Here is a 26,949-nt window from a genome sequence, read left to right on the forward strand (position 1 = left end):
AGCCAACTGATGCTTCGACCTTCCCGCGCGGCGGGGGGTACCGCAACGCGTGTACGGCTGCTCAGGCTCTCAGGCCGAGTGCTCCGCCAGCCGGTCGAGAAACGTCGCCTGGGCCTTGACGACGACCTCGCGCGCCCGGTCGAGGCCCAGCCACTGCACCCGGTCCAGCTCCGGGAACTCCTGGGTCCGGCCCGAGCGCGGCGGCCACTCCATGACGAACGTGCCGGGGACGACCGTCGCCGGGTCGAGGTCGGCCTCGATCGCCCACACCGTGACGATCTTGCCGCCTGCCTGCTTGACCTCGCCGAGCGGTACGGCCTCCCCGTCGGGCGGCGCCAGCCCCAGCTCCTCCCGGAACTCCCGGCGGGCGGCGTCCCAGGAGGGTTCGTCGGGTTCGTACTCGCCCTTCGGGACCGTCCACGCCCCGGCGTCCCGCTTGGCGAAGAACGGGCCGCCCATATGGCCGAGCAACACCTCCAGGCCGTTTTCGGTGTGGCGGAAGAGCAGCAGGCCCGCGCTGCGCTTCTCGCGCTTCTCGCCGGGCGGCGTCACGGCTTCACCTCCGGGTGCGCGGCGAGCAGCGTCTCGACCGTGTCGGCCTCCTCCGGCCGCTTGTCCTCGCGGTAGCGGACCACGCGGGCGAAGCGGAGGGTGACGCCGGCCGGGTAGCGGGTGGAGCGCTGCAGGCCGTCGTAGGCGATCTCGACGACCAGTTCGGGGCGTACGGTCACCACCCAGTCGCCGCTCTCCACGGCGAGCTGCTGGAGCCGCTCGGTCTGCCACGTCAGCATCGCGTCGGTCATGCCCTTGAAGGTCTTGCCGAGCATGGCGAAACCGCCGTCCGCCGTGCGCGCCCCGAGGTGGAGGTTGGACAGCTTGCCGGTCCTGCGGCCGTGGCCCCATTCGGCGGCCAGCACGACCAGGTCGAGGGTGTGGACGGGCTTCACCTTCAGCCAGGAGGCGCCGCGCCGGCCCGCGCTGTAGGGGGCATCGAGGGCCTTGACGACCACGCCCTCGTGGCCGCGTTTCAGGGTCTCGGCGAGGAAGTCCTCGGCCCGCGTCAGGTCCTCGGGGCCGGACACCAGCGCGCGGCGTACCCGCATCGGCTCGGGGACCAGCCGGGCCAGCTCCGCGTGCCGCTCGGTGAACGGCAGGTCGAGCAGGTCGCGGTCGTCCACGGACAGGGCGTCGAAGAAGACGGGGGAGACGGGGACGTCCCGCGCCGCCGTCGTCACGTCCACTCGGGAGCCGACGCGGCCTGCGGTCTCCTGGAAGGAGCGGGGGCGGCCTTCGGCGTCGAAGGCGATGACCTCGCCGTCCAGGATGAAGCGGTCTCCCCTCAACTCCAGTGCGGCGGCGGTCAGTTCGGGCAGGCGGTCGGTGATGTCGTCGAGGGTGCGGGTGTAGAGCCGTACGGTGTCGCCCTCGCGGTGGACCTGGACGCGGATACCGTCCAGCTTCTCCTCGACCGCGCAACCGCCCAGCTTGTCGACCGCCTCGGACACCGAGGACGCGGTGTGCGCCAGCATCGGCAGGACCGGGCGGCCGACGGTGAGCCGGAAGCGGGCCAGGGCGGCGGGGCCGTCGGCGAGCAGGGCCTCGGCCACCGTCTGGAGCGACCCGGCGAGCATCACCGCCCGCCGTACCTCGGCCGACGGTGCCTCGGTCGCCTGCGCCAGGCCCTCCACCGCCACCGCGTCCAGCGCGCCCTGCCGTACCTCGCCGGTGATCAGCCCGAACAGGAACCGCTGCTCGTCCTCCGTGGCCGTACCCATCAACTCGCCTACCAGGCGGGCGCGTTCGGCCTGTGAGCCGGTGCCGGAGATCTTGCCGAGTTCGGTGAGTCGGGCGTCCACGTCGTGGACGGTCAGGGTCGGCTCGGCGGCGGGCGGTACCGGGTGGCTCAGTACTTTCCAGCCGATGCCGAGCCGGCCCTGGGGCAGGCGGCCCGCCAGATACGGGATGACGATCGGCACGTCGTCGGCCTCGGCGTCCCGGAACAGCTCCGCCAGCAGAGCGATCTTCCGGGAGCGCGCGGAGGTCGCGGCGACCTCCTGGGATACGTGGGCCAGCCGGGTCAGCAGCATGCAGCCATGGTGCGACGCGCTCCGCTGGTTTACACGCCGACCAAGGGTTGATTTTCGTCTGCGGGTGCGTTGTGGCTGGTCGCGCAGTTCCCCGCGCCCCTAGGGGGTTGCATCGAGGTCTGCCAAGAGCAGCTCCCCGTTGATGAAGGCTCCGGCCCGGTAGCCGCCCGCCGCAGCGTTGATGACCTGCTCCGAGAAGCCCATCGCGTTGCCGGCCGCCCAGACGCCCGGCACGGACGTGAGCCCGGTCGGGTCGACCACCGGATACGAGCCGAACGGGGTCTCCGTGAACTCGGCGCCGAGCTTCTCCAGCAGGCCGGTCTGCGGTACCGCGCGGGGTGCGACGAAGAGCACCTCGCGCGCGTGCACCGTACCGTCGGCCAGGCGCACGCCCGTGAGGCGGTCGTCCTCGGTCGCCAGCTCTGCCACCGCGCCGGGCACCACCTTCACCCCGGCCGCCGCCAGCCTGCGCAGATCGTCGTCCGAGAGGTCCGGCTCGGTGACCTCGTGCAGGAAGAAGGTCACGTCCTTCGACCACTGCGACACCATCAGCGCCTGGTGCACGCTCATCGGCGTGGTCGCGAGGACGCCGAAGGCCTGGTCACGGACCTCCCAGCCGTGGCAGTACGGGCAGTGCAGCACGTCCTTGCCGAAGCGTTCGGCGACGCCGGGGACCTTCGGGAGGTCGTCCTTGAGGCCGGTGGCGATGACGAGTCGTCGGGCATGGACGGTACGGCCGCTCGCCAGGACGACCGTGAAGTCCTCGCCGCGTGTGACGCCCACCGCCCGGTCCCGGACCAGCTCGACGCCGTAGCGTGCGATCTCCTCGCGTCCCACGGCCAGGAACTCGGTGGGCGACATGCCGTCCCGGGACAGATAGCCCTGCATGTGGGCGGCGGGCGCGTTGCGCGGTTCGCCCGCGTCGATCACCAGCGTGCGGCGCCGGGCGCGGCCCAGGACGAGGGCCGCGGACAGGCCGGCCGCGCCGCCGCCGATGACGATCACTTCGTACGTTCCGGTCATGGTGACCACCTCCACCACGACCGTGCCCCGAGGGTGCGGTATTGACAAACAAGTTTGCCGAACCTGCAATACCCGTATGAGTACCGACGACGTTCTCGCGGGCGTTGGCCCCAGACTCCGGCAGATGCGGAAGGAACGGGAGGTGACGCTGGCCTCGCTGTCCGAGGCCACCGGTATCTCGGTGAGCACGCTCTCCCGGCTGGAGTCCGGCCTGCGCAAGCCCAGCCTGGAGCTGCTGCTGCCGATCGCCCAGGCCCACCAGGTGCCGCTGGACGAGCTGGTCGGGACGCCGCCCGTGGGGGACCCGCGGGTCAGGTCCAAGCCCCTCGTGCGGCACGGACGCACCTACTGGCCGCTCACCCGGCAGCCCGGTGGCCTCCAGGCCTTCAAGGTGCTGGTACCGCAGGGCGAGGAAACGCCCGAGCCACGCACCCATGAGGGTTACGAGTGGTTGTACGTGCTGGCCGGGCGGCTGCGGTTCGTGCTGGGCGAGCACGACGTGGTGCTCACGGCGGGAGAGGTGGCGGAGTTCGACACGAGGGTGCCGCACTGGTTCGGGTCGACGGGGGAGGGGCCGGCGGAGTTCCTGAGCCTCTTCGGGCCGCAAGGTGAGCGCATGCACGTACGCGCGCGTCCCCGGAAAGCGTGACGGACATGACTGTTCCCCGGCGGACTGTTCCCTGATCGGCAAGCGACCGCTTAGTATGCGAACGACCCCGGTCAGACGAAGCAGTCCCCCGTGGAGGCCCCGCATGCAGGCATGGCAAGTGCACGAGAACGGCGAGCCGAGCGAGGTGATGCGCCTCGCGGACGTCGAGACGCCCACGCCCGGTGACGGCCAGGTCCTGCTGAAGGTGCGTGCCGCGAACATCAACTTCCCGGACGCGCTGCTGTGCCGGGGGCACTACCAGGTCCGGCCGCCGCTGCCGTTCACGCCGGGCGTGGAGATCTGCGGCGAGACCGAGGACGGCCGCCGCGTGCTCGCCAACCCCGTGCTGCCCTACGGCGGGTTCGCCGAGTACGTCGTCGCGGACGCCGCCGCCGTGCTGCCCGCGCCCGACGCGCTGGACGACGCCGAGGCCGCAGCCCTGCACATCGGCTACCAGACCGGCTGGTTCGGTCTGCACCGGCGGGCCGGTCTGGAAGCCGGCGAGACGCTGCTGGTCCACGCTGCCGCTGGAGGGGTCGGCAGCGCGGCCGTGCAGCTCGGGAAGGCGGCCGGGGCGAGGGTCATCGGTGTCGTGGGCGGCGCGGACAAGGCGGCTGTCGCCCGGGAGCTGGGCTGTGACGTCGTCATCGACCGGCGTGCCGAGGACGTCATCGGCGCCGTGAAGGAGGCCACCGGCGGCCGGGGCGCCGACGTCATCTACGACCCCGTCGGCGGCGAGGCCTACACCCAGTCCACCAAGGTCGTCGCCTTCGAGGGCCGGATCGTCGTGGTCGGATTCGCCAGCGGGTCCATCCCCAGCCCGGCCCTCAACCACGCCCTGGTGAAGAACTACTCGATCCTCGGTCTGCACTGGGGTCTGTACAACACCAAGAACCCCAAGCTGATCCAGCACTGCCACGAACAGCTCACCGAGCTGGCCGCCCGGGGCGCGATCAAGCCGCTGGTGAGCGAGCGGGTGCCGCTGGGCGGGGCCGCTGCCGCCGTGCAGAGGGTTGCCGACGGCGTCACCACGGGGCGCGTCGCCGTGATCCCGGGACTCACCGAAGGAGGAGCGGCATGACCGACGCCGCCGAACTGCGCCGCCGTACCGCGGAGTTGCTGGCCGCTCATCCGCCGGCGACGACCGAGCGACTGGACTTTCTGCGCGCCCGCTTCGACGCTGGTCTGGCGTGGGTGCACTATCCCGAGGGGCTCGGCGGACTCGGTGCGCCCCGCTCCCTCCAGGTCGTCGTGGACGCCGAGTTGGAGGCCGCGGGCGCCCCGGACAACGACCCCCGACGCATCGGCATCGGACTGGGCATGGCCGCGCCGACGATCCTGAAGTACGGCACCGAGGAACAGAAGCAGCGGTTCCTGCGGCCCCTGTGGACCGGTGAGGAGGTCTGGTGCCAGCTCTTCAGCGAGCCCGGCGCCGGATCGGACCTGGCCGCGCTCGGGACGCGGGCCGTCCGTGAGGGTGACGACTGGGTCGTCAACGGGCAGAAGGTGTGGACGTCCAGCGCGCACCTCGCCCGCTGGGCCATCCTCATCGCCCGCACCGACCCGGGCGTGCCCAAGCACGCGGGCATCACGTACTTCCTCTGCGACATGACCGACCCCGGCGTCGAGGTCCGGCCGCTGCGCCAGATCACCGGCGAGGCCGAGTTCAACGAGGTGTTCCTGACCGACGTCCGTATCCCGGACTCGCGTCGCCTCGGCGAGATCGGCGACGGCTGGAAGGTCGCGCAGACCACGCTGAACAACGAGCGCGTCGCCATCGGCGGCATGCGCCTGCCCCGCGAGGGGGGCATGATCGGCCCGATCGCCAAGACCTGGCGCGAGCGGCCCGAACTGCGCACCCACGATCTGCACCAGCGGCTGCTGAAGCTGTGGGTGGAGTCCGAGGTCTCCCGCCTCACCGCGGAGCGGCTGCGCCAGCAACTCGTCGCCGGGCAGCCCGGCCCCGAGGGCGCCGGCATGAAGCTCGCCTTCGCCCGCCTCAACCAGGAGATCAGCGGCCTGGAGGTGGAACTCCGCGGCGAGGAAGGCTTGTTGTACGACGACTGGACCATGCGGCGCCCGGAGCTCGTGGACTTCACCGGCCGTGACGCCGGCTACCGCTACCTCCGCTCCAAGGGCAACAGCATCGAGGGCGGGACCACCGAGGTCCTGCTGAACATCGTCGCCGAGCGCGTCCTGGGCCTGCCGTCCGAGCCGCGCACCGACAAGGACGTCGCCTGGAAGGACCTGGCCCGATGAGGACGCCGCCAGCACAGAGCACCCAGCCCGACCTGCTGTACTCGGAGGAGGAAGAGGCGCTGCGGGCCGCAGTCCGGGACCTGCTCGCCGACCACTGCGACGCCCCCGGCGTCATCGCCCGCACCGAGTCGGACGCCCCGCACGACCTGGCCGCCTGGAAGGCGCTCGCCGACGGCATGGGCCTCGCCGGGCTCCTGGTCCCGGAGGAGCGGGGCGGCCAGGGTGCCACGCACCGCGAAGTCGCCGTAGTCCTGGAGGAGTTGGGGCGAGCGGTCGCCCCCGTCCCGTATCTGACCAGCGCTGTCGTGGCCACGGAGGCGCTGCTCGGCTGCGAGAGCGACGCGGGGCTGCTCGCCGAGCTGGCGTCCGGGCGGAAGATCGGCGCTCTCGCCGTCGCCCTGAACGTCGCTCCCGGCGGCGCCTACAAGGTCGTACGGCATGAGGACGGCGCCCTGCACGGGGAGTTGACCGGCATCGCGGACGCGGCCGTCGCCGATGTGCTGCTCGTGCCCGCCGACGACGGCGGTCTGTACGCGGTGGACGCCGACGCCGTGACCGTCACCCCGCAGGCGTCCCTGGACCTGACCCGGCCGGTGGCCACGGTGAGCCTCGACGGGGCACCCGGCCGTCTGCTGGGGGATGCCGAGTCCGCCGTACGACGCGCCCTGCGGGCCGGCGCAGGACTGCTCGCCTCCGAGCAGTTCGGGCTCGCCGAGTGGACGTTGACCGAGACGGTCCGCTATCTGAAGGACCGCAAGCAGTTCAACCGTCCCGTCGGCGGCTTCCAGGCCCTCAAGCACCGGCTCGCCCAGCTGTGGCTGGAGGTCGTCAACCTGCGCGCGGCGGCCCGTAACGCCGCCGACGCGCTCGCGTCCGGCGAGGACGTGGACCTGGCGGTCGCCGTCGCCCAGGCCTACGCGGCGCCGGTCGCCGTGCACGCCGCCGAGGAGGCCCTGCAGTTGCACGGCGGTCTCGGGATGACCTGGGAGCACCCGGTGCATCTGTACCTGAAGCGGGCCAAGGCCGACTCGATCGCCTACGGCACCGCGGGCGCCCACCGCGAGGCACTGGCCGAACTCGTCGACCTCGGCGCTCCCTGACGTACACCTGAGCGAACCGCGCGAAAAGCCCGCCCGACCTGGGGCGGGCTTTTTCGTGTGCGCTGCACCGATGAAGTGAACACAGGGCGGCAGTCCGGCCAACTCCCCGCCCGGCTCTGCTGTTTGGGCCCGCGAAATCGCATACTCGCAGCGGTTCCCCAGGTCCGAAAACGCCCCTGTCAGGGAGGCAGAGCATGGCCCTCACCACTCGTCGCAGAGCCCTCACGACCCTCGGTGCCGCCCTCGCGGGCGCCGTCGCCCTGCCCGCCACCAGCGCGTCGGCGGGCGAACAGAAGCACCGCCCGCGTCCGCTGTGGCGGGCACACGCCCACAACGACTACGAGCACCCGCGTCCGCTCCTCGACGCCCTCGACCACCGCTTCGGCAGCGTAGAGGCCGACATCTACCTGGTCGGCGACCAGCTCCTGATCGGCCACGACCCCGAGGACCTCGACCCCAGCCGCACCCTGGAGTCCCTCTACCTGGACCCGCTGGCCGCCCGCGTCCGCGCCAACCACGGCTCCGTCTACCGGGGTTACCGCCGGCCGATCCAACTGCTCATCGACATCAAGACCGAGGGCTCGTCGACGTATCTCGAACTCGACAAGCACCTCAAGCGGTACAAGCAGCTGTTCACGACCTACGCCCACGGCCGGGTGTTCACGGGCCCCGTCACCGCCGTGATCTCCGGCGACCGTGCCGCCCGTGTGCCCATGGAGGCCCAGACCGTCCGCCGGGCCTTCTACGACGGCCGCCTCGCCGACCTCGGCAGCTCCGCGCCCGCCTCCTTCGTCCCGCTGATCAGCGACAACTGGACGCTCAACTTCACCTGGCTCGGCGTGGGCGCCTTCCCGGACGCCGAACGGCAGAAGCTGCGCGGCATCGTCCAGGCGGCCCACTCCCGTGGCCAGACGGTGCGCTTCTGGGCCACCCCGGATGTGGCCGGACCTGCCCGGGACGCCCTGTGGGGCGAGCTGCTCGCCGCCGACGTCGACTTCCTCAACACCGACGACCTCGCCGGCCTTGAGGCCTTCCTCGGCGCCCACCGGGCGGTCTAGGTCCAGCCTGCGGGACACCACACGTTCGGAGGACAGGTCAGCCGCCCGGACGAACCCTCCGCTACGCCACACTTATGGCCGAACGCCGTGAACCGGTACAAGGCGGCGTGGCGGAGGAGATTGACGATGGCCATTTCCATCTCTGTGGTGTTGCTGCTGTTCGTCCTGGCGGTGATCTTCGTCCGCAACGGCGGACTGAAGATCACCCATGCCATCGTGTGCCTGCTGCTCGGCTTCTACCTGGCCGGCACCAGCATGGCGCCCACCATCAACAGCGGTCTGACGGCCACGGCGGACATCGTCAGCAGTCTCAGGCCATGACCGTGACCATCACCCTGACCGTCATCGGGTCGAGAAGACTCCGATGCCGTTGGGGACGGGGCGTTCCCGTCCGTCGGAGGGGTGGTTCCGTACGGACACCGTCGCCGCTCCCGGGTCCCGGGCGACCAGCGTCGAGGAACCGCCGCCGTCCACACTGAGGGCGTCCACCAAGCCCAACTCCCGCATGATGGACGCCACTTCCGCGATCGTCAGACCGGTGCGGTACTCGGGCGCGCCGTCCAGTGCGAGCAGTACGACGCGCCGTCCGCGGTCTCCGATGCCCACCGCGGTGCGCACGGCCGAGGCGCTGCCGTCCAGGCCGGGCAGCGGCCGTCCGTCGTCCAGCACGGGGTAGCCGCCGAGGGCGAAGCGGTACGGGACCCGGGACGCCGCCGCCACCAGTCGGTGCCGTACCTTCACCCGCTCGCCCGCGAACAACTTCCGCAACTGCTGCGCGCCCGTCTCCCGGCCCACGAGGACGGTCGTGTCCGAGGCGATCGCCCCGCTGCCCGGGGTGTCGGCGGTCGACACGACCCGGCCGCGGCGCACCGTCACCTCGTAGGTGTCGGTGCTGCACGGCGCCGCCCGGTCCGTGTCCGTGCCGCAGGTCGCGCGCACCCGGGAGACGCCGCCCCACTTGGACGTGAACGCGCCGATGGAGTTCACCGGCAGCGCGTACTGGTTGAGCCCGCGCAGCGGCAGCCGGCCCTCGGGCGTGCGGATCGAGCCGTCGAGGCTCAGGTCGTCGAGCCGGGCCCGGCGGTCCACGCCGACGCCGAACACGTCCTCGGTGCTCGTGCCGGGCGGCAGGGCCGGCCCGAACCGCTGGCCGTTCGGCACCGCCGCCTTGAGTGCCCGGCCGCGCGCGATCGCCGGTCCCACGCTCGCGCCGGTCGCCTCGACGCCCGGGTGCTGGGCCTCGCTGATGTTGAAGAAGTCGCCGTTCACGCCCGCCACGGCACCCTGCCCGGTCGTCTGCTGGGAGACCGTGGCCCGCGCCGCCACCGCCCCCGGGTGCAGCAGGTCGAGCCGTACCCGCGGATCGCGCAGGTCGACGGTGAGCACATGGGCGTGCGCCGGGCCCTTCAGGGCCGCGATGTCGAACTCCTCGTACCGCACGCCCGGCGCGATCTCGGTGCCCCGCTGCACGGCGCCGGCCGGTGCCGCCCCCACCAGGGTCGCACCGGCCAGCGCGCTGATTGCCGTGAGCAGCGCGAGGGCCGCTCTGGTCGTTCCGAACCGTTTCTGATGACGTGTCACACTTCCCCCCCTGATGTCTCGTCAAATGTGGCAGGACTCAGGGGAAGTGCACCAGACCGCGATGACCAGCAGGGTTTCTAGGCGCCGACGACCCGCGAACGGGTGAGGAAACGCACCCCCTCGGGCGCCTCCAGGGAGAAGCCGCTGCCCCGGCCCTCGACGACGTCGACGATCAGCCGGGTGTGGCTCCACACCTCGTACTGACCGCGCGCCATCCAGAACGTCACCGGCTCCGCCACCCCCTCGACGACCAGCTCAGCGAGCAGCACGTCCGCGTCACCCGTACGGAACTCGCCCGCCGGGTAGCACATCGGCGCGCTGCCGTCGCAGCAGCCGCCGGACTGATGGAACATCAGCGGGCCGTGCGTCGCGCGCAGACGGCGCAGCAGGTCCTCGGCCGCGGGGGTGAGCTCGACGCGCGGGGTCTCCTCGAACAGCGGGGTCTCCTCGTCCATGGCGGCAAGGACAGCACGGGCAACGTTGCGACAGGGTTGCACCCGCTGCGACCACCCGTTCTGACTAACCTGCTGAGGTGACCATCGAGTTGACGCTGCTGACGTCCGTCTCCCACCGGGGCAAGGAGATCACCGCGCCCCGCCTGCGCGCCCTGCTGGCGCTGCTGGCCGGGGAGCCGCGGGCGGGATGCGGCACGGGGCGGCTGGTGGCCGGGCTGTGGCCGGACGAGCAGCCCGAGAACCCGACCAAGGCCCTGCAGATCCTGGTCTCCCGGGCCCGGTCACTGCTCGGCGGCGACACCATCGCGAGCACACCCACCGGCTACCGCATCGCCCTGCGCGAGGACCAGGTCGACGCCTGGGCCGTCCAGCTGCACGCCGCCGCGAGCACGGAGAAGGCGAGGGCCGGGGACCATCACGGCGCGGTCGCCGAGGCCGAGGCGGGGCTCGCGCTGTGGGACGGCGGCCCGGCGGAGGAGGGCCCCCTCGACGATCCGCTGGCGGCGCTGCGCCTCGAACTCGCCGCCGCACACCGGTCGTTGGCCCGACTGCGGGCGCTCTCGCTGGCGCGTTCCGGGCGCCGGGAGGAGGCGATGGGGCCGCTCGGTGAGCTGATGGGCGACCGTCCCCTCGACGAGGAGCTACTGCTGGAGCTGATGCGCTGTCAGGCGGCCGCCGCCGGTGCGGCCACCGCGCTGGCGGGGTACGACGGCTACCGGCGCCGGCTGCGCGACGAGCTCGGCACCGATCCCGGCCCCGCCCTGCAGGAGCTGCACCAGGAACTGCTGCGCGGTCAGGCGCCCGTGGTGCGGCGCGGGGTGCCGCACGAGCCGAACCCGCTGCTCGGGCGGGAGTCCGACGTCGCTGCCGTCACCCGGTTGATCCACAGCTCCCGGGTCACCTCGATCGTCGGGCCGGGCGGCCTCGGCAAGACACGGCTCGCGAGTGCCGTGGCGCGTGACGCCGAGCACCGGGTCGTGCAGCTGGTGCCGCTCGCCGGGGTCGGCCGGGACGCCGACGTCGCGGGCGAGGTCGCCTCGGCGCTGGGCGTCGGCGAGAGCCTGCGCGCGTCGTCCGGTGGGCTCGGAGTGGCGGCCGAAGCGCTCGCCGGCATCGTGGGCGCCCTCGGCCCTGGGCCCGCGCTGCTGGTCCTCGACAACTGCGAGCAGGTCGTCTCCGGCGTCGCCGACCTCGTCCGGGCGCTGGTGTCGATGACCCGGAACGTCGGCGTCCTCACCACCAGCCGCGCCCCGCTCGGCCTGACCTCGGAGGCCGTCCACCCGCTGCCCGAGCTGGACCCGGCCACCACCGTCGAGCTGTTCGAACAGCGGGCCCGCGCCGCCCGCCCCGACGCCGAGCTGCCCGCCGACGCCGTGGCCCACCTGTGCCGCCGCCTCGACGGGCTGCCGCTCGCGACCGAGCTGGCCGCCGCCCGGGTACGGGTGATGTCGGTGGCCGAGATCGCCCGCCGACTGGAGGACCGCTTCGCCCTGCTGCGCGGCGGACCGCGGGACGCACCGCAGCGGCACCGCACCCTGCACGCCGTCGTCGACTGGAGCTGGAACCTCCTCGCACCGGAAGGCCAAGCGGCCCTGCGCGCCCTGTCGGTCCTCCCCGGTGGCTTCACCACCAGCGCCGCCGAGCACATCGTCGGCGGTTCTGACGTCCTGGACGTGCTGGAGGACCTCGTCGACCAGTCCCTGCTGAAGGTGACCGACACCGCGCACGGCACGCGCTTCCGGATGCTGGAGACCGTACGGGAGTTCGCCGCCGCCCATCGGGAACGGGCGGGGGAGGAGGACGTGGTCGCGGACCGGTTCCTGAGCTGGGCGCGGGAGTTCGGGGTCACGTATCACGACGCGCCCTTCGGACCTGACCCGATTCCCTCCTGGCGGCTGATCCGTGCCGAGCAGGACAACCTGGTCCAGGCGCTGCGGCTCGCACTCGCCCGCGAGGACGCCGACACCGTCGCCGCGGTGGCCGCCGTCCTGGGCTCCCTGTGGGCCACCGAGGCCAACTACACCCGGCTGATGGCCCTCGCCGAGGACACCGCCCGGCCGCTCTCGCACCACCGGCCCGGCCCGGCCTACGTCGAGCCGACCCGCACCGCCCTCGCCATGCTGACCTGCACCCTCGTCCTCGCCCTCGGCACGTGCGCGGTACGCCCCCTCGCAACCCTGCGGCGACTGCCGTCCGCCCCGCCCGACACGCTCGTCCGGGCCCTGTCGACGGTGCTGTGCGCCCTGCCGGAGATCCTCGCGTCCGCCGACCACAAGACGCTTCAAGCGCTGTGCGCCAGTGACGAGCCGCTGCTCGCGGGCTTCGCCAACGGGGCGGCGGGCTATGTGTGGGAGAGCGCGCACGACCCGGAGCGGGCGCTCGACGCCGCCCGCCGGACCCTCGACGCCTTCGGTGACCGGGACATACCCATGCTGCGGTTCTGGCCGCAGTCGCGGCTCGGTGAGCTGTGCCTGCGCACGGAACGCGGCGCCGAGGCGCTCGGCCCCATGGAGGACGCGCTGGCGGCCCTGGAGAGGTACGGCGAGCGGACCGATTCGCTCGGCCTTGGCTGGGGGCTGATGCTCGCCCACCTGCAGACCGGGGACCTCGACGCGGCCGAACACTGGCTGGAACACACCCTGCGGCACCAGCCCGAGGGCATGGCCCCCGACGCCTTCGCCCCCGACCTCGGGGCCCGCGCCGAGATCGCGCTCGCCCGCGGCGACATCGAGACGGGGCTCGGCCTGTGGCGCCGGGCCATCGAGCGGCTCAAGCGGGGTACGAGCCCCGTCTTCGGAGGCGAACACCTCCTGGAGGGCTGGCGGTTGGAGCTGCAGGCCGTGGCCGTGACGGCCCACGCCCGGCACGGCCGCACCGACCTCGTCGCGCCCCTGGCCGCATCGCTCCCGGAGCGCCTGACGACCCTGCTCACCCGGTCCCCGGCCGCGCACAGCACGGCGGCGGACCTCCCCGTCCTGGGCGCGCTGCTTCTCGCGCTCGGCACCGCCGACCTGGCGCAGGACGCCGCGGCTCGCGGCGTACGGCTGATCGCGCTGGCCGAGGGCTTCAGGTATCTGCGCAACTTCCAGCCGACGATGTCCTCCGCCCGCGCCCGCGAGAGCGCCGAGCACGCGGACCGGGCGGCGTACGCGGACGCCGTGTCCGAGTACGCCGCCCTGGACCCGGACGGTCTGCGCGAGGCCGCGCTCGGGCTGCTGCGGGAGCGGACCGGCTGAGTCTGCCCGGTCAGAGCCTGCCCGGTCGGAATCGACCCTCTCGGAATCGACCCGGTCAGAACCGGCCCGGTCAGAGCCGTACCGGCAGGCTCAGCAGGTGGAAGCCGTCGCCGGGCCAGTGTCCGAACTGGACGTCGGCCCGGTCCACGGCCAGGACGGGCGCCGTCCGCCGGACGAAGAGCTCCTCGAACACCACTCCCGTCACCACGCGGCCCAGCGCCGCCCCGATGCAGTAGTGCGGACCGTGCCCGAAGGCGAGATGGCCGTCGCCGCGCCCGAACTCCCTGGTGATGTCGAGCCGTTCGGGCATCTCGTACGCCTGCGGGTCGTGGTCGGCGCCGAACAGCGCGACCGTCACGGCCTCGCCCTTCTTCAGCGGCGTACCGGCGAACTCGAAGTCCTCGGTGGCGTACAGGGTGGCGCCGATGCGCACCAGCGTGACGAACCGCAGGAGTTCGGGCACCGTGCGGGCCAGCAGCTCCGGCTCGGCGCGCAGCAGCTCGCCCTGCTCGGGGTGGTCGAGGAGGGCGAGCACGCCGTGGGCGAGGAACAGGGCGGGTGGGGTGATGCCGGTGTTGATGAGCAGGAAGAAGACGGTGACGATCTCGTCGTCGCTCATCCCGCCGTCCGCCAGCAGCGCGGACACCAGGTCGTCGGACGGTTCGGCGCGGCGCCGGGCCACCAGGTCCTTGGTGTACTCCACGATGCCGGACAGCCCCTCGGCGATCCCGCTGCCGTCGCCGTACGCGAAGTCCCGGATCCATCCGCAGACCCGCTCCTGGTCGGCGGCGTCGACCCCGACCAGCTCACAGATCACGGCGGTGCACAGCGGGTAGGCGAACTCGCCCAGCAGATCGGCCTGTTCACGCTCGCCGAGACCGGCGATCAGCTCCCGGGCGGTCTTCTCCACGAAGGGCCGCAGCGCGGACACGCGGCGGGCGGTGAAGGCGCGGGTGAGCGGGTTGCGGCGCCGCGTGTGCTCGTCACCGTCGAACAGGGCCAGGTGCCCGGACACGTACGGGAGGTACTCCTGCGGGAAGCCCTCGAAGCCCTGGGCCAGCAACTCGGCCTGCGGGTCCGGCATGTCGGAGCCGCCGGGGACGGACGTGCGGTCCCGGATCAGGCGCGGTTCGGTGAGTGCGGCGCGCACGTCCTCGTAGCGGGTGATCAGCCGTACGGGGGTGTCCAGGCCCGGCAGGACCGCGTGGCCGAGGTCGGGGCAGGAGCGCAGGTCGGCGTAGCCGCGCACGGGGTCCTCGATGAGCTCGGGGGTGAGGTGGAGGGGGGTGGCGGTCATGGCGTGTGCCTCTCTGGCTCCGGGGAGTCGGTGTGCTCCAGAGCGTGTGGGAGGGCGCCTTCAGGACGGTTTCAGAGCGGTTTCAGGGGTCGCCGTGGGGTGGCCGGAGAGCGGACTGCCGGAGGGCGGACCGTCGCAGGGCCGACTACCGCTGGGAAGTGAGCGTCGCGTCGGCCTCGCCCAGGTCGGGGATGTCGTCCCGGCTGCGCAGGGCCGTCGCCGCCGTCAGATGGGCGAGGCGCAGCCGTGACGGCTCGTCCATGTCCTTCAGGACGCCGGAGAGATACCCGGCGGCGAAGGCGTCGCCCGCGCCGACCGGTTCGACCACCTCGACGTCGAGGGCCGGCACGAAGGTGACGGCGCCCGCGGTGTAGGAGGTGGCACCGTGCTCGGCGTCCTTGACGACGACGCGCGGTGCCGGGGCGAGCAGCTCGGCGATGTCGTCGGGGTGGGCGGTGCCCCACAGGGCCTCGGCCTCGTCGCGGCCCACGAAGACGAGGTCCGCGGCGCGGGCGAGGTCACGCAACGTCCCCGCCGCGTCACCGCCGTGTGTGCTCCACAGGGCGGGGCGGTGATTGACGTCGAAGGAGACGAGCGGCCGCGTGCCGTCGGTCCAGGGAGTGCGGCGCACCACGACCTCCTCCAACAGGCGCCCGCAACTGTCCGAGAGGGCCGCCGTGATGCCCGACAGATGGACGACGCGCGCACCTTGGAGCTCGGGCGAGCGGGCCAGTTCCGGTCCCATCCGGGCCGCCGCCGAACCGCTCCGGTAGTACAGGGGGCGGGTCGCGTACGGTCCCGGGTCCTTGAAGTACACGCCGGTCGGATGGTGCGGGTCGATGCCCACGGCGCTCACCTCGACGCCCCGGGCGGCGAGTTCGGCGACGATGCGCCGGCCGAACGGGTCGTCGCCGACCCGGCTCAGCCATGCGACGCGGTGCCCGAGCGCCGCCAGCCCGCAGGCCACGTTGGACTCGGCGCCCCCGATGGAGAGGCGGAGCGCGGGCTGGTCGGCGAGCGGGCGGTCGTCCGGCGGGCTGAGGACGGCCATGGTCTCGCCGAGGCACACGACATCCGCGGCCGTGGGTTCGATGGGTCGGGAGTCGGTGGTCGGGTGGGGCAAGGGTTCTCCTGGCGCGGATGGGGAGGGGATACGGGCGCGGAGGGGAGGGGATACGGGCGTGTCGTCAGACCGTCACCGGCGCGCCCCCGCCGAGCCGCAGCATCACCTTGCTGCTCGCGCTCGCCGGATCCGCCGCGACGGCGAGGGCCTGTTCGGCCTGTTCCAGGGGGAAGCGGTGGCTGATGACCGGCGCGACGTCCAGGCCGTCGCGCAGGGCGTGCAGGGCGTCGTCGATCTCGTCGACGAAGCGGTAGGAGCCGATCCAGGTGATCTCGCGGGTGACCAGGTCACCCAGGACGGCGGACTCGGCCGTGCCGGGCAGGTTGCCGACCTGGACGAGGGTGCCGCCGCGCGCCGTGGCCCGAAGGACCGCGCCGAGCGCGGCCGGTGCGCCGGACGCCTCGAAGACGACGTCGACGTCCGTCGGCAGGTCCTCGCCCCGGGAGATGTCCACCGTCGCGTCCGCGCCCATACGGCGGGCCACGCCGAGTGACGAGGCGGAGAGGTCGGCGGCGAACACCTCCCGCGCACCTCGGTACTTGGCCGCCGCGACGACCAACGACCCGATCGGACCGGCCCCGTTGACCAGGACCGTACGGCCCCGCAGCGCGGACGCCCGGCTCACGGCGTGCAGGGCGACGGCCAGCGGCTCGGCGAGGGCGCCGGACTCGGTGTCCACGCCGTCGGGCAGCGGCCTGACCTGGGCCGCACGGACCGTACGGAACTCGCTGAACCCGCCGTCCGTGTGCGGGGTGAGGGCCGCCGAGCCGAAGTAGCGGACGTCGGAGTGGAGGTTGGTGCGCCCGGCGAGCCGTTCGGGGAGCTCGCCGACGAGCTGGGCCGGGTGGACGGTGACGGGCTGTCCCTCCGACAGTCCGGTCACCTTGGCGCCCACCGCCGCGACCCGGCCGGCGACCTCGTGGCCGAGGACCAAGGGATGGGCGAGCGAGGCGGTGCCGGAGGCCCCCTTGCGCCAGTACGCGACGTCGGAGCCGCAGATGCCGCCCCACTCCATGGCGAGCAGCACCTCGTCCCGCCCGGGTACGGGCCGGGTCCGCTCGTCGATCCTGACGTCACCGGCGCCGTGTACGACGACGGCCTTCATACGGGTCGTACGGTTCACGCGGCGTCCTCCAGCCGGACCAGGTCGCGTCCGCGCGTCTCCGGGGAGAGCAGCGCGCTCGCGAGGGTGATGAGGGAGTAGACGACGAGCATCGCCGCGATGGGCCACCAGCTGCCGGTGGCGGCGGTGAGGCTCGCCGCGAGGACCGGTCCGATCGCGGTGGCGAGGACGCCGCCGATCTCCTTGGCCAGCGCGAGCTGGGTGAACCGGGTGCGGGCGCCGAAGAGTTCGGCCATGGTCACGCTCTCCAGCGCGAACAGTCCGAGGACGCCGATGTTCAGGCTCAGGACCATGCCCAGCATCAGGGCCGGGGTGCTGCCCGAGGTGATCAGCAGCAGGAGCGGGAACGCGGTGACGGCCGTGAGCGAGGTGAGCGCCAGATACATCCTGCGGCGTCCGAAGCGGTCGCCGAGCACGCCGACGAGCGGCACGGTCAGGAAGCCCAGCAGCGAGCCGTACACGATGGCGTCGGTGGGCACGGAGCGCTCGGCCGCGAGCTCGGTCGCTATGTAGCCGACCAGGAACGTCTGGATCAGCCCGGAGTTGCCCGCCTGACCGAAGCGCAGGCCGAGCGCGAGGAAGAACGCCTTACCCTTGCGCTGCCTCAGCCCCGCCTCCAGCAGCCCGGCGTCGCTGTGCGTCCCTTCCGACAGCGCCGACTCCACCTCGCGCCGGCTCATCGCCACGCCGTCCACGACGTCGGGCCGCTCCTCGAAGACCGGGCTCTCCTTGAGGTTGCGCCGCAGCCACACCGCGAACAGCAGCAGACCGAAGCTCATCAGGAAGGGCAACCGCCAGCCCCAGGACAGCAGTTGCTCCTCGCTGAGCACGGCGAGCAGGATCGCCCACAGGCCGGAGGCGGCCAGGGTCCCCGAGTTGGTGCCCAGCGACACCAGCGACGACACGAGTCCGCGCCGCTTGGCCGGGGCGTACTCGGCGAGCATCACGGTCGCGCCCGCGATCTCCGCGCCCGCGCCGAAGCCCTGGGCCAGCCGCAGGACGACGAGCAGGACGGGCGCGAGGACGCCGATGGTCGCGTAGGTGGGCAGGATGCCGATGAGGGTGGTCGAGGCGCCCATCAGCACGATGGTGATCGTCAGGACCTTCTTGCGGCCGAGCCGGTCGCCCATCCTGCCGAAGTAGACGGCGCCGGCGAGCCGGGCGACGTATCCGACGCCGTAGGTGGCCATCGCGGCGATGAGGCCGATGGCGGGGCTGACGTCCGGGAAGAAGATCTTGTTGAAGACGATCGCGGCCGCCAGCGAGTACAGCTGGAAGTCCATGAACTCCATGGCGGTGCCCAGCCAGCCGGACACGGCGGCCTTGGTCAGGTCACGGGTGGTGCGTCGGAAGGCACCGGCCGGCTCGGCCGTCGTCGTGGTGTCCTTCATCGTGAACTCCGTTGTTCTGCGGACGATTTGGGGAGTTGCGGGCTCAGATGTCCACGCGTCCGGCGCGCAGAGCGGGCAGCTGCCGTACTACGGCGGTGACGAGCGCGGAGTCGTCGGCGAGGTCGGCCGCCCCGACGGTGGTGAGCAGGGCGCGGACGACGGCCGTGTCGTCCGCGCCGTTGCGCCAGCACGCGGTGAGCGCGTCCTGCGCGGGATCCGGGATGCCGTGGTCGCGGGTGAGGTTCACCCAGCCCGCCAGGGCGAGTTCCAGCACCGGCGTGGCCGCACCGCGCTCGCGCAGGACGCGCAGGGCCGGCAGCCAGCGTTCGGTGATCTTGAGGGAGCCGTCCGAGGCGATCTGGCGCAGCAGGTGGTGCATGGCCGGATTGCGGAAGCGGGTGACGAGGTCTTCGGCGTACCGGCCCGGGTCGGGGCCGCCCTCCGGCAGCGTGGACGCGACCTCGGTGCACAGCGACGTGACGAGCCGCTCGCCCCAGCCGTCTGCCATCGCGTCGGCGACGGTGGTGAGACCCGCCGCGATGCCGAGGTGGGCGAGGGCGGAGTGCGAGCCGTTGAGCAGCCGCAGCTTGGTCAGCTGGTAGGGCGCGACGTCCGGGACGAGGAGGGCGCCGTCCAGCTCCCACGGCGGACGCGGGGCTGCGAAACGGTCCTCCAACACCCACTGCCGATACGGTTCACCGCTCACCGCAAGCGCGTCCTGAACGCCGAGCGCCGTGGCCGTCGCCGCGAGGTCGTCCGGCGTGGTTGCGGGGACGATCCGGTCCACGACCGTGGCGGGGAAGCCCACCGCCTCGGTCATCCGGTCCAGGATCCGCTCCCGGTCCGGCCAGTCCGCGGCCCGGACGAAGTCCCGGACCACCCGGCTCAGCACGGCTCCGTTGTCGGCCATGTTGTCGCAGGAGACGACGTTGATCGAGGGCGCGCCGGACCGCATCCGCGCCGCCAGCCCACAGGCGAGGCGCCCGATCGCCGTCATCGCCACGCCCTCCCGCGATGCCGCGAGGTCGGCCGCGACGGCCTCGCGCGCCGTGTCCAGTCCGCCGGTCGTGGGCGAGCGGTGGTAGCCCTTCTCGGTGACGGTCAGGGTCACCACGGTCGTACCGGCATCGGTGAGCAGCGCGTCGACGGCCACCGCGTCCCGCCCCATGGCGTAGGCGCCGGTGAGCGAGCCGACGACCCGCAGGGCACGGCCCTCGGGCCGACGCTCCGTCAGCGAGTACAGGCAGTCCTGCGCACGCAGCGCGTCCACGGTCGACGTCGACCGCGGAGCGACGGCGGCGATGCCCCACGGCTCGCCCGACCGCGCGGCGGCGTTCTCCGTGTAGAGGGCCTGATGCGCCCGATGGAAGGCGCCGATGCCGAAGTGGACGACACGGGGGCGCAGTTCGGCGGGGTCGACGGGAGGGCGGGACTCCGTCGGCAGTGCCCGCAGCGCGGCGCGACTCAGCTGGATCACGCCGCTCACCAGTCGTGCACCGAGCCGTCGAGCCGGCGCGCGACCGGGAGGTAACGCCGCTGGTAGGGGAAGCGTTCGGCGGCCTTCTCGTCGTACTCGACGCCGAGGCCGGGCTCGTCGGAGGGGTGCAGCATCCCGTCGGCGAACGTGACGCCCGTCCGGAACACCTCGGCGGCCTCGTCCGGGTGGCCCATGTGCTCCTGGATGCCGAAGTTCGGCACGGCGATGTCCAGGTGCACGGCGGCGGCCGTGCTGACGGGCGAGAGGTCGGTCGCGCCGTGCGAGCCGGTGCGCACGTGGTAGAGCGCGGCGAGGTCGAAGATCCGGCGCAGATGCGTGATGCCGCCCGCGTGGACGACCGTCGTGCGCACGTAGTCGATGAGCTGCTCGGTGATCAGGTGCTGGACGTCCCAGATCGAGTTGAAGACCTCGCCCACCGCGATCGGCGTCGTGGTGTGCTGCCGTATGAGCCGGAACGCCTCCTGGTTCTCGGCCGGCGTCGGGTCCTCCATCCAGAACAGCCGGCACGCCTCGACGCTCTTGCCGAAGCGGGCCGCCTCGATGGGGGACAGCCGGTGGTGCACGTCGTGCAGGAGGTGGAAGCCGAAGCCGAAGCGCTCCCGGACGGCCTCCAGATACGTCGGGGCGAAACCGAGGTAGGCCTCGGTGTCCCAGGGCTGTTCCTCGGGCAGGTCGCCGGCGGCGGGTTCGTACAGCTTGCCCTTGCGGACGCCGTAGGTGCCGCCGACATCGGGCACCGCGGCCTGGGCCCGCACGGCCTTGTAGCCGAGCTCCAGATAGCGCTCGACGTCGTCGAGGAGGGACGGTACGTCCGTGCCGCTGGCGTGCGAGTAGACCAGCACGCCGTCCCGGGAGCGTCCGCCGAGCAGCTGGTAGACGGGGAGTCCGGCGGTCTTGCCCTTGATGTCCCACAGCGCCGTGTCGACGGCGGCGACGGCCGTCATCGTGACCGGGCCGCGCCGCCAGTAGGCGCCCCTGTAGAGGTACTGCCAGATGTCCTCGATGCGCGCCGGATCCCGGCCGACGAGCAGGGGAGCGACATGGTCGCGCAGATAGCTCGCCACGGACAGCTCGCGCCCGTTGAGCGTGGCGTCGCCGAGACCGGTCACCCCGTCGGTCGTGGTGATGCGCAGCGTGACGAACGTGCGCCCGGGGGAGGCGACGAGGACGTCGACGCGCTCGATCCTGCTCACTGGGACTCTCCTTGCCTGTCGTGCAGTACTTGTATACAAGCATCTGTCGCGCAGGCGAGCAAGACCCCGTCTCCGATACGTAGGATGTGCACATGGCCCAGACGAACCGGCGGACCAGCCGGCGCTCCATCTACCTGAAGCTGCGGCAGATGGTGCTGACCCTCGAACTCCCCCCGGGCGCCGCCCTGTCGGAGAACGAGCTCGCCGCGTCCCTGGGCGTGAGCCGCACGCCGGTGCGGGAGAGCCTGATCCTGCTGGCCCAGGAAGGGCTCGTGCAGGTCTTTCCGAAGATCGGGTCCTTCGTGTCCCGGGTGGATCCCGCGCAGGTCGCCGACGCGCAGTTCCTGCGGGAGGCCGTCGAGCTCGCCTCGCTGGACGCGCTGCCGCCCGAGCTGGACTCTTCGGTCGTCGCGGACCTGCGGGACAACCTGCGGCGTCAGCAGCGGACCCGCCTCGACCTGGAGGAGTTCTTCGAGCTCGACGAGGCCTTCCATGAGGGTCTGATGCGTCTGAGCGGCCACGGCAACGTGTGGACCACGGTCGCCGCGGCCAAGGGGCACCTGGACCGGGCCCGGCGCCTGGGCCTCCATGAGAACGTCTCCCCGGCCGTCTTCGTCGACCAGCACCGGGAGATCTTCGACGCGGTCGTCGACGGCGACCTGTCGACGGCCCGCACGGCCATGCGCAACCATCTGCGCGCCGTCTTCAGCGACATCGAGCGCATCCGGGCCCACTCACCCGAACTGTTCGCCGGTGACTCCGCGTCCGTGCCGGTCCGGCGCAACGTGGTGGTGTGGGAGTAGCGGGTACAAGCGAAAGCCCTGAGCCAGGCCGAGGTGGTGGCGGCACTGGCTCAGGGCATACAGCAGATGGGGCGCTTCTAGCCTCGGCCGCCGCCGACGGTCACGAAGCCCACAGTCCGCGCGCCGGTGACGTTGTCGTAGACGATGTCGCCGGTGGACTTCTGCCAGACCTTGATACGGAAGGTGTCCGGGACGTCGGTGGCGGTGACCCGGAAGCCGTAACCGGCGCTCCCGTTGACCTTGCCGGAGCCCTGGAAGACGGCCCGGGACCCGCTGACCACCAGCCAGTCGGAGCCGGTGGAGCGGAACTTCAGCCCGGCCCGGCCGAAGTCGAAGTCGGCCTTTCCGGTGGGGGCGGTCGCTCCCTCCCCATAGGTGGCGGCGAAGGAGAAGGCCGCCTTGCCGGTCAGGCCGGGTTTGGCGGGGTAGGCCCCGGCCGGCGAGGTGATCACGCCCGTGCCCAGCGCGGGTCCGGCGGCGCGGTCGTAGACGATCAGCTCGGGGAGTGTCGTGCGGTCCGAGGCGTCGTCGTTGTCGGTGACCGTGAGGACCGGGCGGAGGACGCCGGGCCTGGTGTAGGTGTGCTCGGCTCGGCAGGTGGTGCCGTCGACCTTGCCCGCCGTCGGCTCGGTGCCGTCCTTCCAGTCGACCCGGCAGGTGTGGGTGTCGCCGACGTCGGCGTCCCGGAACTCGGCCGTGACGGTGGTGCGGTGGCCGGCCGGCACCGGGGAATCCGGGCCCTTGGCGGAGGTGATCGCCGGGGTTCGGTTGACGATCGGGTCGATGCCCGTCAGGGTCGGGACGACCTTCTTGAGCAGCCCGTCCGCGTCGAACTCCAGCTTGTCGAGAGTCGTTTCACGGTGTGTGCCGTCGCCGCCGGGGATGGCGAACCGGTGGTAGGCGATGTACCACTCGTCGGTCTTCGGGACATGGACCACCGAGTGGTGGCCGGGGCCCTTGATGCCGAGGGAGAGGTTCTTCTCCAGGATCACACCGTGCTTGGTCCACGGGCCGGTGGGGGACGGACCGGTGGCGTAGGCGACGCGGTAGTTCTCGTCCCGGGTGTCGTTCTCCGACCACATGAAGTAGTAGGTGCCCTTGCGCTTGATGACGAAGGTGCCCTCGTTGTAGCCGCTCGGGGTGATGTCCTTGACCTTCGAGGTGTCGATGGACGTCATGTCGGCGTTCAGCGGAGCGACGTACGCGCGACCGTTGCCCCAGTAGAGATACGACGTCCCGTCGTCGTCCGTGAACACCGCCGGGTCGATCATCTGGCCGCTCATCTGACCCGCCTTGAGCAGCGGCTTGCCCAGCGCGTCCTTGAACGGGCCCGTCGGCGAGTCGGACACCGCGACGCCGATGTTGGCGTCGGCACAGAAGTAGAAGTAGTACTTCCCGTCCTTCTCGGTGATCCCCGGCGCCCATGCCCTGCTGTCCGCCCAGGAGACGTCCGGACCCAGGTCGAGGATGACGCCGTGGTCCTTCCAGTGGACCAGGTCCTTGGAGGAGTACGCCTTGAACTGCGTGCCGCTCCAGCCCTCGAAGCCGTCGGTGGTCGGGTAGATGTAGTAGGTGTCGCCGAAGCGGACGATGTTCGGGTCGGCGTTGAGACCCGGCAGTACCGGGCTCCTCATGACGAGCGCCGAGACCGTCCAGGTGCGCTTCGTGCCGTCGGAGCCGGTCACCTCGTACGCCACCGGCTTGCTGAAGTCCTGGACGCTTCCCGAGGCCGGGCTGATCGCCGCGCCGTGGGCGAGGGTGAACTCCGGGGCGAGGGCGGTGAGATCGGTGCCCTCCTTCATCGGCAGCGTGATCCTGCTGTTCGCGTTGTCGATGAGCGCGTCCACCTTCAGCGCGGGGTGGGTCGCCTTCGCGATGCCCGCCGTGTTGCCGCTGAGCTCCATGACCTCGGCGGCCGTGAGCGCACGGTCGTAGACGCGGAAGTCGTCGACCTCGCCGCCGAAGTACGGGTCGGCCCCGTACAGGGACCGGCCGATGTAGCCGCTGTGGTCCTTGTTTGCGTCGTACAGCTCGGACGGCTTGATGGTGGTCGTCGTGCGGGCCGCCTCGATGCCGTCCACATAGAGGGCCATCGCCCCGGTCGAGCCGTCGAGGGTGACGGTGACGTGCCGCCACTCGCCGGGCGTGAGCTGCGAGCCGGCGGTCAGCTTCGACTCCGCCGACCAACTCGCCTTCGTGATCGCCGAGTACAGGCTGGAGCCGCCGTTGGAGGGAGTGGCGAAGAGGTACTTGTCGCTGTCGGGGCCGAGCCCGAACAGCCACTGGAAGTTGTCGCCGCCCTTCCACTTGGCGTACGTCGAGACGGTCACGCTGTCGGCGTCCTTCAGCACGCCGTTCGGGATGCGGACGTACGGCGAGGTGGTCGACGAGCTCGACCCGCCGGCCATCTTGAACGAGCCGCCCTCGACACCGGTGCCGAAGTCGGGCGTACGGACATAGGTGCCGTGGTAGCCGTGACCGCTGGAGTCACGGGCGATGTTGCCGCCCGTCTCGTCGAAGTCGTAGTGCACGAGCAGGTCGGCGGGGACGTCCGGGCCGTCCTCCGAGACGGTGACCTCGGCGCGGACCGGGAACGCGGCGCCGTCCGGCAGGCTGCCCGTCACCGTGAAGGTGCCGGCCTGCGCGTACTTCGACTCGGGCACGTCCTCCCAGGTCACCGACACCGGCCGCTTGGCGCCGTCGCCGTACGTGGCGATCACGGTGGCCGGCAGGACGGGGGCCTGGCCGACGCCGGTCTTCACGGAGATGTCCTCGACGCCCTCCACCAGCTGGTCCGGCTGGTAGGCGCGCAGCAGACGGTCGTACTCGGCCTGGGTGACCGGGAGCACGGTGCCGTGGCGGGGCTTGGCCGGGAGGTCGTAGCCGGTGGACGGGGTCCAGGTGCCGGAGGCGAGGTCGGTCGTCTCGAACGGGATGTAGCCGCGGCCGCCGAACTCGTCGAGGAACGCGTACCACTTGTCCTCGGTGTTCGACTTGAACACCAGCGGCCCCTCGGCCGCGTTCATCGCGCCCTTGCCGATGCCCTCGGCGACGGCGTCCCAGGACAGGTCGAGGAGGGAGTCGCTCTTCTCCTCGAAGATGAACTTGCTGTTGGGGGTGGAGGAGGAGTTGTTCCGCTCGTCCTTGGAGAGCCGGAAGTACGTTCCGTCGTGCTGGATCACCGTGGAGTCGATGACGGAGTAGCCGCGGTCGATCCACACCTTGGGCTCGCTGAAGGTGTAGAAGTCACGGGTCGTCGCGTACATCATGCGGTTGTACGTGTCGCCGGAGTGCGCCTCGTTGTCGTACAGCTTCGACGCCCAGAAGACGACGTACGCACCGCGCTGCGCGTCGTAGAACGCCTCCGGCGCCCAGGTGTTGCCCGCGCTGTCCGGCGAGACCTTGACCAGGCGCTGGTTGGTCCAGTGCACGAGGTCGGTGGACTCCCAGACCATGATGGACTTGCTGCCGGTGCGCTGGGAGGCGTCCCAGTCGCCGTTGCCGTAGATCCTCAGGTCGGTAGCGATCTGGTAGAACTTGTCGCCCTCAGGGGAGCGGATGATGAACGGGTCGCGCAGGCCCTTCTCGCCGAGCGTGGACGTCAGGACCGGCTTGCCGTCGTTCAACTCCCGCCACTTCAAAGGGTCGTTGCCCTTGCTGAGGGCCGCGTAGAGCTGCTCGCCGTCGGCCGTGCCCTCGCCGGTGAAGTAGCTGAACATGTAGCCCTTGAGGGCCTCGTTCTTCGGCAGTTCGGGCACCTTCGCGGTGAAGACGCGGGTCTTGCTCGCCTCGCCCTTGGTGACGGTGGCCGTCAGCTCGACGGTGGTGGCTCCCTCGCCGTGCGCGGGGCGGTGGACCACGCCGTCGGCGGCGATGACGTCCGGGGTCGCGGAGGACCAGGTGACGTCGGTGCCATAGGCGCCCGTCGCCGGGAGGGTGAGGTTGCCGCGTACGTCGTCGAGGTTGTGGACGGCGAGGGCTTCGGCGGCCTGTTCCGTGGCGGTCCGGTCGTCGAAGTCGGGGAGCACCGTGACCTCGAAGGTCCTGGTGTCGGTCACGGTGCCCTTCTTCAGGGTCGCCGTGAGTGTGGCGTGGGCGTCGGGTTGACCGGCGGCGGGGCGCGTGACCTTGCCGGTGTCCGAGACGACGGACGGGGCGTCGCTCGCCCAGCTGATCGAGGAGCCTCCGGCCGTGCCGGTCTTCGGCAGGTCGAGGTCGGCCGTGACGGCGCCGGTGTCACCGAGGCTCAGCGCGGCCTTGTCGTCGGCGACACCCTGCGTGGCGACGGGGAGGGAGAGCTGCTCGACCTCGGAGTCGGCGAGGGCACGGTCGTATACCCGGAAGTCGCGGATGCGGCCCTTGAAGAGCTTGTCGCCGGAGTAGACCGACTTGCCTATGTGGTTGGCGGTGGTGGTGCCGGAGCCGATGGCGCCGGGGGTGGTGGTGACCGAGGTGTTGCGGCCGACCTCGACGCCGTCCTCGTACAGCACGCCCGTGGTGCCGGTCTGGGTGTAGGTGAGGTGCTTCCAGACCGAGCGGGTGAGGTTGTGGGAGTCGGCGGGCCTGGTGGTCTGCTCCGTCGACCAGTTGCCGGTCGCGAGGGACGTCCGGTAGGAGTTGCCGGTGGTGAAGAGGTAGCCGTCCCCGTTGCCGCCGCTGGAGTTGCCGAAGCCGTAGAGGAAGTACGGCGTGCTCTGCGCGGAGTCGATCCGCACGTCCAGCGAGACGGTGATCGCGTCCAAGCCCTTCATGACGTCGTTCGGCACCTTGATGTAGGTGTCCGAGCCGTTGAAGGCGAGCCCCTGACCGGTGCCCGACCAGTCGGCGGTGCCGTTCACGGTGGCGTCGCGGCCGTTGCCCGAGGCGTCGGAGACGCTGCTGCCGGAAGCGGCGTCGAGCTTGTACCAGAGGGCGAGACCGTCGGTGACCTCGGCCGCTTCGGCCTGGTCGGCGGCCTGCGCGGGGAGGGTCGGTGCGGCGAGTCCCAGCAACAGCGACGCGGCGGTCAGCCCGGCGATTCGGCTCGCCAGACGTCTCGTGCGGACACGGACGTGTGCGATGTACGGCATGTGG

At 71.8% G+C, this 26,949-nt stretch carries 20 protein-coding genes; 8 read left to right on the top strand and 12 right to left on the bottom strand.

All coding sequences use genetic code 11. The features are described 5' to 3' along the window. Positions 1–69: 69 nt before the first annotated feature. The 3 genes from ACIA8X_RS13790 to ACIA8X_RS13800 form a co-directional block, all read right to left on the bottom strand. On the bottom strand, positions 70–552 hold the full coding sequence (locus tag ACIA8X_RS13790; RefSeq protein ID WP_399458348.1) for an NUDIX domain-containing protein: 483 nt from the start codon (positions 550–552) through the stop codon (positions 70–72). Further along, positions 549–2,087: an ATP-dependent DNA ligase gene (locus tag ACIA8X_RS13795; RefSeq protein WP_399458349.1), complete on the bottom strand. Its 1,539-nt coding sequence runs from the start codon at positions 2,085–2,087 to the stop codon at positions 549–551. Before ACIA8X_RS13795 ends, ACIA8X_RS13790 begins: the two co-directional genes overlap by 4 nt. Before the next feature lie 99 nt (positions 2,088–2,186). Further along, entirely contained in the window at positions 2,187–3,110 is a 924-nt protein-coding gene (locus ACIA8X_RS13800; protein ID WP_399458350.1) for an NAD(P)/FAD-dependent oxidoreductase, read from the bottom strand. A 76-nt stretch (positions 3,111–3,186) separates the two neighbouring features. Here ACIA8X_RS13800 and ACIA8X_RS13805 point away from each other — a divergent pair, with 76 nt between their 5' ends. The 6 genes from ACIA8X_RS13805 (at position 3,187) to ACIA8X_RS13830 (ending at position 8,497) form a co-directional block, all read left to right on the top strand. Next, positions 3,187–3,759 carry a helix-turn-helix domain-containing protein gene (locus ACIA8X_RS13805; RefSeq protein WP_393446179.1) on the top strand — a complete coding sequence of 191 codons (573 nt, stop codon included), beginning with the start codon at positions 3,187–3,189 and terminating at the stop codon, positions 3,757–3,759. Between the two features lie 103 nt (positions 3,760–3,862). Beyond that, positions 3,863–4,840 (top strand): NADPH:quinone oxidoreductase family protein, encoded by a 978-nt coding sequence (locus ACIA8X_RS13810; RefSeq protein ID WP_393446177.1) that lies wholly within the window; start codon positions 3,863–3,865, stop codon positions 4,838–4,840. Next, positions 4,837–6,018, top strand: a complete 1,182-nt coding sequence (locus tag ACIA8X_RS13815) for an acyl-CoA dehydrogenase family protein (protein WP_399458351.1) — start codon at positions 4,837–4,839, stop codon at positions 6,016–6,018. Before ACIA8X_RS13810 ends, ACIA8X_RS13815 begins: the two co-directional genes overlap by 4 nt. Continuing rightward, complete coding sequence (locus tag ACIA8X_RS13820) at positions 6,015–7,118, top strand: acyl-CoA dehydrogenase family protein (RefSeq protein WP_393446173.1); 1,104 nt, start codon at positions 6,015–6,017, stop codon at positions 7,116–7,118. The genes ACIA8X_RS13815 and ACIA8X_RS13820 overlap by 4 nt, the downstream gene beginning before the upstream one ends. Positions 7,119–7,312: 194 nt before the next feature. After that, positions 7,313–8,176 carry a phosphatidylinositol-specific phospholipase C/glycerophosphodiester phosphodiesterase family protein gene (locus ACIA8X_RS13825; RefSeq protein ID WP_399458352.1) on the top strand — a complete coding sequence of 288 codons (864 nt, stop codon included), beginning with the start codon at positions 7,313–7,315 and terminating at the stop codon, positions 8,174–8,176. Between the two features lie 126 nt (positions 8,177–8,302). Next, positions 8,303–8,497 carry a hypothetical protein gene (locus tag ACIA8X_RS13830; protein ID WP_393446169.1) on the top strand — a complete coding sequence of 65 codons (195 nt, stop codon included), beginning with the start codon at positions 8,303–8,305 and terminating at the stop codon, positions 8,495–8,497. 21 nt (positions 8,498–8,518) lie between these two features. Here ACIA8X_RS13830 and ACIA8X_RS13835 read toward each other — a convergent pair whose 3' ends face one another. Further along, positions 8,519–9,757: a phosphodiester glycosidase family protein gene (locus tag ACIA8X_RS13835; RefSeq protein WP_399458353.1), complete on the bottom strand. Its 1,239-nt coding sequence runs from the start codon at positions 9,755–9,757 to the stop codon at positions 8,519–8,521. A 77-nt stretch (positions 9,758–9,834) separates the two neighbouring features. Next, positions 9,835–10,212, bottom strand: a complete 378-nt coding sequence (locus ACIA8X_RS13840) for a DUF779 domain-containing protein (RefSeq protein WP_399458354.1) — start codon at positions 10,210–10,212, stop codon at positions 9,835–9,837. 77 nt (positions 10,213–10,289) lie between these two features. On the opposite strand from ACIA8X_RS13840, the gene ACIA8X_RS13845 reads away from it, so the two are divergent. Beyond that, complete coding sequence (locus ACIA8X_RS13845) at positions 10,290–13,448, top strand: ATP-binding protein (RefSeq protein WP_399458355.1); 3,159 nt, start codon at positions 10,290–10,292, stop codon at positions 13,446–13,448. A gap of 70 nt (positions 13,449–13,518) precedes the next feature. Here ACIA8X_RS13845 and ACIA8X_RS13850 read toward each other — a convergent pair whose 3' ends face one another. From ACIA8X_RS13850 to manD, 6 genes are all read right to left on the bottom strand, one after another. Beyond that, positions 13,519–14,745: a cytochrome P450 gene (locus ACIA8X_RS13850; RefSeq protein ID WP_393446161.1), complete on the bottom strand. Its 1,227-nt coding sequence runs from the start codon at positions 14,743–14,745 to the stop codon at positions 13,519–13,521. A 145-nt stretch (positions 14,746–14,890) separates the two neighbouring features. Further along, positions 14,891–15,868, bottom strand: coding sequence for a sugar kinase (locus tag ACIA8X_RS13855; protein WP_393446159.1), 978 nt, complete (start codon positions 15,866–15,868; stop codon positions 14,891–14,893). Positions 15,869–15,932: 64 nt separating this feature from the next. Continuing rightward, positions 15,933–16,991, bottom strand: a complete 1,059-nt coding sequence (locus ACIA8X_RS13860; protein ID WP_393446157.1) for an L-idonate 5-dehydrogenase — start codon at positions 16,989–16,991, stop codon at positions 15,933–15,935. Then, entirely contained in the window at positions 16,988–18,382 is a 1,395-nt protein-coding gene (locus ACIA8X_RS13865) for an MFS transporter (RefSeq protein WP_393446155.1), read from the bottom strand. Before ACIA8X_RS13865 ends, ACIA8X_RS13860 begins: the two co-directional genes overlap by 4 nt. 43 nt (positions 18,383–18,425) lie before the next feature. After that, positions 18,426–19,859 (bottom strand): mannitol dehydrogenase family protein, encoded by a 1,434-nt coding sequence (locus ACIA8X_RS13870; RefSeq protein ID WP_393446153.1) that lies wholly within the window; start codon positions 19,857–19,859, stop codon positions 18,426–18,428. Between the two features lie 5 nt (positions 19,860–19,864). After that, positions 19,865–21,073, bottom strand: coding sequence for a D-mannonate dehydratase ManD (gene manD / locus ACIA8X_RS13875; RefSeq protein WP_393446151.1), 1,209 nt, complete (start codon positions 21,071–21,073; stop codon positions 19,865–19,867). A 92-nt stretch (positions 21,074–21,165) separates the two neighbouring features. Between manD and ACIA8X_RS13880 the strand changes: the two genes are divergently transcribed. Then, positions 21,166–21,876 (top strand): GntR family transcriptional regulator, encoded by a 711-nt coding sequence (locus ACIA8X_RS13880; protein WP_393446149.1) that lies wholly within the window; start codon positions 21,166–21,168, stop codon positions 21,874–21,876. Positions 21,877–21,953: 77 nt separating this feature from the next. On the opposite strand, the gene ACIA8X_RS13885 is transcribed toward ACIA8X_RS13880, so the two are convergent. Further along, positions 21,954–26,945, bottom strand: coding sequence for a family 43 glycosylhydrolase (locus ACIA8X_RS13885; RefSeq protein WP_399458356.1), 4,992 nt, complete (start codon positions 26,943–26,945; stop codon positions 21,954–21,956). Between the last annotated feature and the right edge of the window lie 4 nt (positions 26,946–26,949).

The sequence above is a fragment of the Streptomyces sp. NPDC051738 genome (assembly GCF_044453205.1).
In the GTDB taxonomy this organism is placed as follows: Bacteria; Actinomycetota; Actinomycetes; order Streptomycetales; family Streptomycetaceae; genus Streptomyces.

What these genes read in the sequence shown, in the direction of transcription:
- ACIA8X_RS13795 (WP_399458349.1), bottom strand. Translation starts at nt 2,087, where the DNA reads ATGCTGCTGACCCGGCTGGCCCACGTATCCCAGGAGGTCGCCGCGACC.
- ACIA8X_RS13800 (WP_399458350.1), bottom strand. Translation starts at nt 3,110, where the DNA reads ATGACCGGAACGTACGAAGTGATCGTCATCGGCGGCGGCGCGGCCGGC.
- ACIA8X_RS13805 (WP_393446179.1), top strand. Translation starts at nt 3,187, where the DNA reads ATGAGTACCGACGACGTTCTCGCGGGCGTTGGCCCCAGACTCCGGCAG.
- ACIA8X_RS13810 (WP_393446177.1), top strand. Translation starts at nt 3,863, where the DNA reads ATGCAGGCATGGCAAGTGCACGAGAACGGCGAGCCGAGCGAGGTGATG.
- ACIA8X_RS13815 (WP_399458351.1), top strand. Translation starts at nt 4,837, where the DNA reads ATGACCGACGCCGCCGAACTGCGCCGCCGTACCGCGGAGTTGCTGGCC.
- ACIA8X_RS13820 (WP_393446173.1), top strand. Translation starts at nt 6,015, where the DNA reads ATGAGGACGCCGCCAGCACAGAGCACCCAGCCCGACCTGCTGTACTCG.
- ACIA8X_RS13825 (WP_399458352.1), top strand. Translation starts at nt 7,313, where the DNA reads ATGGCCCTCACCACTCGTCGCAGAGCCCTCACGACCCTCGGTGCCGCC.
- ACIA8X_RS13830 (WP_393446169.1), top strand. Translation starts at nt 8,303, where the DNA reads ATGGCCATTTCCATCTCTGTGGTGTTGCTGCTGTTCGTCCTGGCGGTG.
- ACIA8X_RS13840 (WP_399458354.1), bottom strand. Translation starts at nt 10,212, where the DNA reads ATGGACGAGGAGACCCCGCTGTTCGAGGAGACCCCGCGCGTCGAGCTC.
- ACIA8X_RS13850 (WP_393446161.1), bottom strand. Translation starts at nt 14,745, where the DNA reads ATGACCGCCACCCCCCTCCACCTCACCCCCGAGCTCATCGAGGACCCC.
- ACIA8X_RS13865 (WP_393446155.1), bottom strand. Translation starts at nt 18,382, where the DNA reads ATGAAGGACACCACGACGACGGCCGAGCCGGCCGGTGCCTTCCGACGC.
- ACIA8X_RS13880 (WP_393446149.1), top strand. Translation starts at nt 21,166, where the DNA reads ATGGCCCAGACGAACCGGCGGACCAGCCGGCGCTCCATCTACCTGAAG.
- ACIA8X_RS13885 (WP_399458356.1), bottom strand. Translation starts at nt 26,945, where the DNA reads ATGCCGTACATCGCACACGTCCGTGTCCGCACGAGACGTCTGGCGAGC.